The sequence below is a fragment of the Faecalibacterium butyricigenerans genome (assembly GCF_020687345.1).
Classification (GTDB): Bacteria; Bacillota; Clostridia; order Oscillospirales; family Ruminococcaceae; genus Faecalibacterium; species Faecalibacterium butyricigenerans.
Window position 1 is genome coordinate 22,866 of sequence record NZ_JAJEQL010000025.1, and the last position, 9,806, is coordinate 32,671.

Here is a 9,806-nt window from a genome sequence, read left to right on the forward strand (position 1 = left end):
CTACCCCAGCCCCAGCATCTCGGCGCATTGGACGGCGGCTGCGTCCACCCGGTCGAAGTCTACGGCGGCGCGGTAGTAGGTCTCAAGCTCATCATGACAGGCCTTGGCCTGCGCCATCAGGTCGGCAGCCTGCTCAAGAAGCTCGGCGGCGGCCCGCTCGTTGAAGCGGAGACGGGCGCGGTAGCCCGCCAGATTCTCCCGGTCCACGAAGCGGGTGCACCGGACGGCCTGCACACCGGGCAGCTGGACGGGATGCCACCGGTTGTCGGTGAGGAAAGCCAGCCGGAGGGCCGGGATGAAGAGATGGTCGATCTTGTCCTCGGGATGCATGGCGCAGGGGCAGGTGATGATGTGGTAGCCCCGGGCCAGCGCCTCGGCCCGGATAAGCTCCAGCAGCAGCCGGGAGACAGCCCCGCAGTCGTCGTGGAAGACCACATACCGGTCGGCCAGCGCCTGCACCGTCCCCCGGTAGAACACCGGGCCTTTGGGGGTGATGGCCGACAGCAGCCGCAGCTCCTCGCCGGCCTCGGCTCCGTCGGGCAGGCGGGGGAGGAGCCGGGCACAGAGCCGCTTGACGTACCGACGCACCTTTTCGAAGTTGGCGCTGCAGGCCTCGGCCCGGCGGCTGTCCAACAGCAGGCTTCCTGCCGAGGCGATATACCGTGCGGCCCGGCTGCGGAGGGCGGCATTCTGGGCAAAGAGGTGCTTCACCTCATCGGCGTGGGCGCGGAGGGCGTCGGCGTCCAGCGTGTGGTACAGGCTCACCACCTGCTCTTCTGCGCCCGGGGCGTCCGGCTCCAGAACGTGGGGCGCGGTGGCGTCCACGATGGCAGCGCGCTTGTCGAGGAAGATGACGCCGTCCAGACTGTCGGGGTCGCTGGCGCAGTGGATGCGCTGGATGGGCTCGCCCTTCTGCTCGGCCTTGAGAGCCAGCCGCTTCATCAGAGTCGATTTGCCGCAGCCCGGCCCGCTTTTGATGAGATACATCTGCATCCCCGGTTCCCGCCGCAGAGGCTCAAAATACCCTTTGAACCCGGCGGGGGTGGTGGTCCCTAAGAAGAAATCAATCGAATCGCTGCGTACAGCACTCATATCTTAACACCTCACTTTTGTCTTAGGGTATGCAAAAGGGGAGGAAAAAGTGAGGGAGAGGCTTAATCAGTAGGTATGCACACATACCTCGCCGATCTTATCCCGCAGCGCCACGAAGTCGCCGAAGGCCTCGGGCTTGTTCTGGGGCTGGCGGAGAAGGGCAGCGGGATGGAAGGTGCCCATGAAGAGGACGCCGTTTTTCTCGATGAAGGTGCCGTGCTCCTTCGTCACCGAGAAGTCGGGGCGGATCATCCGCTGGGCAGCGATGCGGCCCAGACAGACCACGATCTTGGGCCGCAGCAGGCGGAACTGCTCCCGCAGCCACGGCATACAGGCCTCGCTCTCGGCGGGCAGAGGGTCGCGGTTCTGGGGTGGGCGGCATTTGACGATGTTGGCGATGTAGCAGTTGGAGGCGCGGTCGAGGTCGATGGCAAAGAGGTATTTGTCCAGCAGCTGGCCGCTGCGGCCCACGAAGGGCAGGCCCTGCTCGTCCTCGCTCTGGCCGGGGCCTTCGCCCACGAACAAGACCTCGGCGTTCTCCACGCCCTGCCCGAACACGACGCTGCGGCGGGTGGTGTGCAGCGGGCAGCGCTGGCAGGCGAGGCAGTCGGTTTTCAATGTTTCCCAATCCATAAGCGCAGTATTCTCCTATTAATTAAATGACATTTTCTTAACAAATTATCGCTGGATTTCTTCTTTAAAATATACCACAAAATTCAAGATTTGTCTTGAAGTTTTCTGACTCTGTGCTAGAATAAAAAGGAAGGGCACACCTGTGGTGCCCGGGAATAATTGCAAAGTAATTTCGGAGGTAATCAATAATGGCTGATATGTTTGCACCCCTGGTAGCCCAGCTGAAGGCAAACCCCAAGACGATCGTTTTCACTGAGGGCAATGACCCCCGCATCCTGGAGGCCGCAAGCAAGCTGCTGGCTGAGGGCGTGCTGAAGGTCGTCATGGTCGGCAACGAGGCAGAGTGCAAGGCTGCTGCCGCTGCGGGCAACTTTGATATTTCCGCTGCTGAGATCATCGACCCGGAGAACTACGCCGGTTTCGATGAGATGGTCAATACGATGGTCGAGCTGCGCAAGGGCAAGCAGAGCGCAGAGGAGTGCACAGCCCTGCTGAAGAAGTCCAACTACTTCGGCACCATGCTGGTCAAGATGGGCAAGGCAGACTGCCTGCTGGGCGGCGCCACCTACTCTACCGCCGATACCATCCGTCCCGCTCTGCAGCTGGTCAAGACCAAGAAGGGCGCTCATCTGGTCAGCTCCTGCTTCATTCTGGACCGTGACTGCGGCGAAGAGGGCCTGAAGCGCATCGCCATGGGCGACTGCGCCGTCAACATCGACTACACCGATACCGTCGATAAGGCGACCGGCGAGGTCAAGGTCACTGCTGCCGCCAAGCTGGCTGAGGTCGCTGTTGAGACCGCTAAGACCGCAAAGCTGTTCGGCATCGACCCGAAGGTCGCTGTCCTGAGCTTCTCCACCAAGGGCTCCGGCAAGGGCGGCACCGTCGCTCTGAGCCACGACGCTGTCATCAAGGCTCAGGAGATGGATCCCGAGCTGGCTGTGGACGGCGAGCTGCAGTTCGACGCAGCCGTTGCTCCCGAGGTCGCACAGGTCAAGTGCAAGGGCAGCAAGGTCGCTGGTCAGGCCAACACCTTCATCTTCCCCTGCATCGAGGCCGGCAACATCGGCTATAAGATCGCACAGCGTCTGGGCGGCTACGCTGCCTACGGCCCCATCCTGCAGGGCCTGAACGCTCCCATCAATGACCTGTCCCGTGGCTGCAACGCCGACGAGGTCTACAAGATGAGCCTCATCACCGCCTGCCAGTCCTGAGCTGACGCACGGATGAACTGAAAATTTCCGAAAGGGCCGCTGCCGCATCTCGCGGGCAGCGGCCCTTTTGCTGTACATCCGACCCGGTTTATGATAAAATAAGGGAAAGAATATCCCCCAGATAAGGAGAAAAAATCGAAGGTGAGAAGAAAGGCTCTGTCCCTTGGCCTCGCAGCGGTGCTGCTTCTGTGCGGCGGTACACAGAAAAACGAAAGGACGGCTGCAGCCTTGGTGCAGGCTGCGGCCGTCTCCGCCATCCAGAGCAGCACAGCAAGCCCGGAAAGCGGCAGCATCACGCCGGAACAGTTCGGGGCGAGGGGCGATGGCAGGGCAGACGACCAGCAGGCGTTGGAGTCCGCGATGCAGTGTGCCAGCGCCGCCGGTCTGCCCCTCGAGCTGACGGAGGGGGCGGTCTACCGCTTCTCCTCCCAGCTTGAGCTGCCCAGCGGCCTGACCATCCGGGGCAATGGGGCTGTCCTGCTCAGCGACATCCAGTATGAGACGCTGGGGCAGGACCGCCCGGCCGTCGGCATCATCGGAAGATCCAATGAGGACCGCGCACACGACATCCGGCTGGAAAATGTCACCTTCCGGGCGGCGGACAGCTGCCAGAGCAACTGCCTGTTCTGGGTGATGCGCGCCTGCAATGTGGAAGTCGTGGACTGTACCTTCGACTGCCAGCCCAACGACTGGTGCCGGGGCGCTGCCGACCTGTACGGGGTCAATGAGAACATCCGCTTCGAGGGCTGCGTATTCCGCCAGCTGACGGGCGGTACGGCAGGCGGCATCTGGGTGCGCAACTGGACGGATCAGGCAGAGAGCCGGAATATCCGTTTTGAGGACTGTGATTTTTACAAGTCTGGTGCAGACGAGGTCTTAGCCGTCTGGGGCTGGGGCGGCGCTGTGCGGGAGGTCGTCCTCTCGGGCTGTGGCTTTTATGAGACAGAGACGGAGGAGAGTCTGGCGGCAGGCAACCGTCCGGTGTGGTTCATCACACTGGGGCAGAGCGGCATCACCGATGTGCGGATGGAGCACTGCACCATTTGGGCGGACCGCTGCGAGGCCATCTTCCACATGGTGGGCGACAAGACCCATGCCGTCGTGGACAACTGCGACATCGCCCTGAACCAGCCGGACGATGTGGCCGGGCATGACATCAGAAAGAGCGCGAATCCCATGCTGGCGCAGGGCAATGGCCGCGCCGACGGCAGTACGGTCATCCAGAACAGCCGTATTGTCCTGAGCGGCGACGAGGGGCGGCGCATCAGCTATCGGCTCAGCGCCCTGAAGGACAATACGCTGGAAGTTTCCCTCGGGCACGGCATCGCCAGCACCAGCGAGGTCAGCGGCAATACCATCCGGGGCCGGATACAGCATAAGATCTTTGAGGACTGCTCCAACGTGTGGAATAATCATGTAAATGTGCGGAAATTCTCGCTTCCGGGATGAACCGCTTATAAAAAAGGAGGTCTTATCATGAGAAGAAAATTCATTGCGGCGGCTGCATCGGGGGTTCTGGCCCTGACGATGACAGCGGCTCTGCCCACCATCCATGCGGCGGCGGTGAGCATCTGGAGCGACATTACCCCGGGAACGGAGAGCGTCGAGACGTTCCAGTACAAGGACTATGCCGACCGCTATTCGGACGCCTACGAGCTTTACGGCTACGACGCCGAGGCGTTGTTCAACCACTATGAGACGGTTGGCAAGGCCGAAGGGCGGGTAGGACGATTCAAGAAAACGGCGGAAGAAGATGATCGGCATCCCTATGTGTGGGACGCCGATGAGCCGTTGGATCCGCTGCCGCCTCTGGAATTTTCCGCGCAGCCGGATTGGTTCGATACCCGTACCCTCCCGGAGAACCTGTCCAACATTCGTATCGTAAAGGAATACGAGCAGCTGGAAGCCTTTATCGAGAGAGATGAATGGATCGGGGATCCCGTTCTGGTGCGGAAGTCAGAACTCCTGACCGAGATGAGCAGTCGTGTCCGGAATTACGAAGGCCGACGCGGCGGTGCCGACTATCTCCGTGCCATCAGTCAGGACATCGACGTATTGCTTGACTTCATGGGATAATGATATAGTATAAAAAGAAGAGCCTCACTGCAAAACAGCGAGGCTCTTTTCTGTTGGCAGAGCACAGTACGAAAATACAGGATTCGTCTGGCTCTTGTTTGGTGGAGGCGATGGGAGTCGAACCCATGTCCGAAAAGAGTTCAGCGTAGGTGTCTCCGGGTGCAGGCGATCTACAACATTCCCTCCGCGTCACGCCGGTCGTCAGGCTAACGCTTCAGTAGCTTCATGAGTTCCTGCCGGTCCGCAAAGCTTAGGTCCGTTCAGGTGCTGTGTCTAAAGGACGCCCCGGCCCCACACGACACAAGAGTGGGCGGAACGCGCAGCACTCAGGCTGCGAGCAACTGATAATTATTGTTGTCAGTTAATTTTTTGGAGGAGTTTAGAGCAGTTCCCCCACTGCTACCCGCTGCCCAGGCCTCGCTCCCCCCGTCGAAACCTTTACGCCCCCATAAAGCGCACGTCGCCATGCGCAGAAAGCTTGGTTTTCCGGGCAGGAATGCTGCCTGAAAGAGATCTAGTAGAATTTGCCGTTGGACTTCACAGCCCGGTCGATGGAGCGCTTGGCGTCACGCTTTGCAGCGTCGGCACGCTTGTCGTAGAGCTTTTTGCCCTTGCACAGGCCGACCTCCATCTTGACGCGGCCATGCTTGAAGTAGAGGGAGAGGGGAACAAGGGTGTAGCCCTGCAGTTTGCACTGCTGGTGCAGCCGCCGGATCTCGGTCTTGTGGGCCAGCAGCCGCCGCACCCGCAGAGGATCCTGATTGAAGATGTTGCCGTGGTCGTAGGGAGTGATATGCATCCCCTTGACCAGAAGCTCGCCGTCCTCAATATCGACCCAGCTGTCCTTCAGGTTGACGCCGCCCGCACGCAGGCTCTTGACCTCGGTGCCCTTCAGTTCAACGCCGGTCTCCAGCGCTTCGAGCACGAAGTACTCGTGGCGCGCCTCGCGGTTTGTGGCGATGGTCTTGGTCGCCGGACGTTCCTTGGTAGGTGCCATGAAGCGCGCCTCCTTTCCTTGACTTCTTACTGTCCTGTCATTATATCACATTTTGCTGGATTTTCAAGAGCGATTTTTGAAGAGACTGTTAATGTTCTCTAAAATCCGCCTGTTACAGCTCGTCGCGGCCGGAGAGGGCGCGGTAAAGCGTCGTCTCATCGGTATACTCGAGGCTGCCACCCACGGGCAGGCCGTAGGCCAGACGGGTCGTCTTGATGCCGAGGGGCTTGATGAGCTTGGCCAGATACATGGCGGTAGCCTCCCCCTCGACGGTGGGATTCATGGCCATGATGACCTCCTTCACCTCGCCGCTGCCCAGCCGGGCCAGAAGCTCTTTCACCGAGAGCTGCTCGGCACCGATGCCGTCCATCGGGCTGATGAGGCCGTGGAGGACGTGGTAGAGGCCGTGATACTCCCGGGTACGCTCAAAGGCCTGCACGTCGCGGGGGGTCTCCACCACACAGATGGTGGAGCGGTCCCGCTTGGCGCTGGAGCAGATGGGGCAAAGCTCCGCCTCGGTGTAGTTCTGGCAGACGCGGCAGCGGTGGAGCCGGGTGTGGGCGTTCTGGATGGCCTCGGCCAGCGCCGTGGCGTCGGCGTCCGACATGCTCAGCACCTGATAGGCCATCCGGGTCGCGCCCTTGCGGCCGATGCCCGGAAACTGGCTGAACTGCTCGATGAGCTTTTCCAGCGGCGCTGCGGTGTAACCCATGCGTATCCCTCCCGCTTAGAGGCCGGGGATGTTCAGGCCGCCGGTCAGCTTGCCCATCTCGGCCTCGGCGGTCTCGTCCACCTGCTTGACGGTGGCGTTGACGGCTGCGGCCACCAGATCTTCCAGCATCTCGATGTCGTCGGGGTCAACGGCCTCGGGCTTGATGGTGATGCCGAGGATCTCGTGCTTGCCGTTCATCCGGACCGTGACCATCTCGCCGGAGGCGCTGCCGGTGTACTCGGCAGCTTCCAGCTCGGCCTGCTTGGCCTTCATGTCATCCTGCATCTTCTGCGCCTGACGCATCAGGGCGTTCATATCGGGGCGGCCAAATCCTGCGGGCATTCTTGCTTTCATAGTTTGTGTTCTCCTTGTTTGTTCGTTTTATTTTTAGCGGCCTCGCCCTCTCCGTCCGCTTCGCGGCCACCTCTCCCAAAGGGAGAGGCTTTGCCTTGCGGTTTCGCTTTTGGCTCTCCCTTTGGGAGAGCTGTCACCGTTAGGTGACTGAGAGGGCAAGCCATTTTAGCGCTTCTTTTTCGTGCTGTCCTCGATGCTCACCTCAAGGCCCAGCTTTTCCAGTGCATGGAGGGACTGCTCGGCGTTGGAGGTGTGCTTCGCGGCGGTGCGGGGTTCGTAGGGGCCGATGGGCACCGCGACGCCCGATACCTGCGCGATGAGCTTTTTGATGAGGCGCTGACTGTCCTTGTTCACCCGGATGAAGTCCCGGAAGGTCTTGCCGCCGTCGATGAGCACCCGGGTGCCGTCGAAGTAAGCCTTCGACTTGCGCAGGTAGCTGTGGAGCATAGGGTCCTTCTCCTGTAAGAGCTTGACGACCTCGCTCCACTGCTCGAAGGGGTTGATGCCCTCTGCGGCCACCTTTCGGGGGCGGCTGAGGGCCGGGTCGGCGGTGTATTCCGGAGCCGGTGCTGTGGGAGCAGAAGCCTCAGCAGGCGTTTCCGCCGGGAGGGGTGCTGTGACCGGCGCGGTCGGTTCATCCCACGGCAGGGGAGCGCTCTCTGCCACCGGCGGCTCGTCGGGCGGGGGCGGAAGCTCTTCTTCTACGGGCGCGGGAGCCGGTTCCTCGGGAAGCGAAGCGGGGGAGACCGCTGGCTCTTCCGGTGCAGACGTCGGTTCTGCGGCGGGCGCAGGGAGAGGCTCCTGCACAGCAGGCGGGGGCGTCACGGGCGTACTCACAAAGGGCTGCGGCGCGGGTTGTGCCGGGGCCGAGACAAAGGGCCGGACGACCGGTGCGGCAGGAGCCGCAGCCTGCACGGATACTGCTGCTGCGGGGGCGGCCTGCGGCGGCTCAGAGAGGGTGAAGAGGGCCAGCTCCAGCTCGATGCGCTGGTCGCTGCCCCTAGTCATGTGCTCGAGGGCGTTGCCCAGCGTGCGGATGGCCCGGACGGCCTCCCGCTGGCCCAGCTGAGGCCCTTTTTCGAGGTACTGCGCTTCCTCCTCGGGCGAGACGCCGGACAGCAGGCTCTGCCCGCCGGGCAGAGCCGCCAGCATCAGAGCGCGGTAGTGGGCGATCAGCTCTTCGGTCAGACGCTTCACGTCCACCGACTGCTGCCGCAGCGCGGCCAGCTGGGCCAGAGCAGCCGCACCGTCCTGCGCTTCCAGCGCATCCGAGATGCGGAACAGGTAGCTCCGGTCGGTGACGCCAGCCATCCGGCGGACCACGTCGGCGTCGATCTTTGCCGTGACGCCGGCGCAGGTGTCAAGGATGGAGAGGGCGTCGCGCATGGCACCGTCGGCCAGCCGGGAGATCAGCTCTGCGCCGTCGGTGGTCAGTTCCAGCCCCTCCTGCCCGGCAATGTACTCGACCCGCTGTGCGATGTCCTCCGGCCCGATGCGGGTGAAGTCGTACCGCTGGCAGCGGGAAAGGATGGTGGCCGGAACTTTCTGGATCTCCGTCGTGGCGAGGATGAAGATGACGTGGGCAGGCGGCTCTTCCAGCGTCTTCAGCAGGGCGTTGAAGGCCGCTGTGGACAGCATGTGCACCTCATCGATGATGTATACCTTATAATGGCAGGCGCTGGGGGTATAGGCTGTCTCGTCCCGCAGGTCGCGGATGTCGTCCACGCCGTTGTTGGAGGCAGCGTCCATTTCCACCACATCGAGGATGCTGCCGTTGTCGATGCCTTTGCAGATCTCGCACTCGCCGCAGGGGTCGCCGTCCTTGGGATGGAGGCAGTTGACCGCCTTGGCAAAGATCTTAGCGCAGGTGGTCTTGCCGGTGCCGCGCACGCCGGTGAAAAGGTAGGCGTGGCCCACGCGGCCTGATGCCACCTGATTGCGCAGTGCTGTGACGATGCCGCGCTGTGCGACGACGTCCTCGAACCGCTGAGGTCTCCATTTGCGGTATAATGCGCGATACATCGGCGATCCCCTCCTGTCGATAATAAAAAATCGGACAGCGCTGACGGGGTTTGACCCCCGCCTTGCGTAACTCGGCATACGGATGCAGGCTGACTGAAACGCACGGGGCGCGCCGCTTAAGGCTGCTTGGTTCCCCACCTGACCTGGTTCACTGCGGCTCCATCGTACAGGACCCACATCCGTATGCCGAACCACGCAGCAGGCGCTGTCCGACAAGACACACGGTTCGTGTGCCTTAATATTGTACCACAGTTCAGGGAGGAATGCAAGAGGGAGTCAGTCCTGCTCCCAGCCGGCCCGCAAAAGCTCCAGTGCATGGGTCTCAAGGCGGGAAACATAGCTCCGGCTGATCTGGAGCAGCTTTGCCGTTTCCAGCTGGGTCAGCGGCGGCTGCCCCGCCAGACCATACCTTAATAATAGAAGCTTCCGCTCCCGGGCGGGCAGGCCCTCGATGAGGCGGCGGAGGCGCTGGGCATCCTCCTGCCTTTCGCAGCTCTCCTCCATGCAGAAGCCATCCTGCAGCACATCGGCGAGGGTGAGGGCGGAATCCTCTTTTCCGGCTTCCAGCGTTTCTTGGAGCGAGAGGGTGGGGGCGTTTTTCCGCTCCCGCCGGAAGTGCATCCGAAGCTCATTCTCAATGCATCGGCTGGCGTAAGTCGAAAATCTGGCCCGGCGGGTGGAGTCGAAGGTGTCCACGGCCTTCATC

At 61.9% G+C, this 9,806-nt stretch carries 10 protein-coding genes and 2 other RNA genes; 3 read left to right on the forward strand and 9 right to left on the reverse strand.

The window, feature by feature from the left end:
- Complete coding sequence (locus tag LKD23_RS09490; RefSeq protein ID WP_227621449.1) at positions 1-1,092, reverse strand: hypothetical protein; 1,092 nt, start codon at positions 1,090-1,092, stop codon at positions 1-3.
- Positions 1,093-1,158: 66 nt separating this feature from the next.
- Positions 1,159-1,725: a uracil-DNA glycosylase gene (locus LKD23_RS09495; protein ID WP_227621450.1), complete on the reverse strand. Its 567-nt coding sequence runs from the start codon at positions 1,723-1,725 to the stop codon at positions 1,159-1,161.
- A 188-nt stretch (positions 1,726-1,913) separates the two neighbouring features.
- Here LKD23_RS09495 and pta point away from each other — a divergent pair, with 188 nt between their 5' ends.
- The 3 genes from pta (at position 1,914) to LKD23_RS09510 (ending at position 5,015) form a co-directional block, all read left to right on the forward strand.
- Positions 1,914-2,939, forward strand: a complete 1,026-nt coding sequence (gene pta / locus LKD23_RS09500; protein ID WP_227621451.1) for a phosphate acetyltransferase — start codon at positions 1,914-1,916, stop codon at positions 2,937-2,939.
- Positions 2,940-3,080: 141 nt separating this feature from the next.
- Positions 3,081-4,388 carry a glycoside hydrolase family protein gene (locus tag LKD23_RS09505; protein WP_227621452.1) on the forward strand — a complete coding sequence of 436 codons (1,308 nt, stop codon included), beginning with the start codon at positions 3,081-3,083 and terminating at the stop codon, positions 4,386-4,388.
- A gap of 27 nt (positions 4,389-4,415) precedes the next feature.
- Positions 4,416-5,015: a hypothetical protein gene (locus LKD23_RS09510; RefSeq protein ID WP_227621453.1), complete on the forward strand. Its 600-nt coding sequence runs from the start codon at positions 4,416-4,418 to the stop codon at positions 5,013-5,015.
- Between the two features lie 99 nt (positions 5,016-5,114).
- Here the strand turns inward: LKD23_RS09510 and ssrA are convergent.
- The 7 genes from ssrA to LKD23_RS09545 all read right to left on the reverse strand — a co-directional run.
- Positions 5,115-5,463: a transfer-messenger RNA gene (gene ssrA / locus LKD23_RS09515) on the reverse strand.
- A 66-nt stretch (positions 5,464-5,529) separates the two neighbouring features.
- The gene (gene smpB / locus LKD23_RS09520; RefSeq protein ID WP_227621454.1) at positions 5,530-6,012 is read right to left on the reverse strand and encodes an SsrA-binding protein SmpB; all 483 of its coding nucleotides are present in this window, start codon (positions 6,010-6,012) and stop codon (positions 5,530-5,532) included.
- 112 nt (positions 6,013-6,124) lie between these two features.
- Entirely contained in the window at positions 6,125-6,724 is a 600-nt protein-coding gene (recR, locus tag LKD23_RS09525; protein ID WP_227621455.1) for a recombination mediator RecR, read from the reverse strand.
- 15 nt (positions 6,725-6,739) lie between these two features.
- Positions 6,740-7,078, reverse strand: a complete 339-nt coding sequence (locus LKD23_RS09530; protein ID WP_015563753.1) for a YbaB/EbfC family nucleoid-associated protein — start codon at positions 7,076-7,078, stop codon at positions 6,740-6,742.
- Positions 7,079-7,243: 165 nt separating this feature from the next.
- Entirely contained in the window at positions 7,244-9,100 is a 1,857-nt protein-coding gene (dnaX, locus tag LKD23_RS09535) for a DNA polymerase III subunit gamma/tau (protein WP_227621456.1), read from the reverse strand.
- A 79-nt stretch (positions 9,101-9,179) separates the two neighbouring features.
- Positions 9,180-9,279: signal recognition particle sRNA small type (gene ffs / locus LKD23_RS09540), an RNA gene on the reverse strand.
- Between the two features lie 97 nt (positions 9,280-9,376).
- The coding region (locus LKD23_RS09545) for a sigma-70 family RNA polymerase sigma factor (protein ID WP_227621457.1) at positions 9,377-9,806 on the reverse strand (430 nt) is incomplete at its 5' end.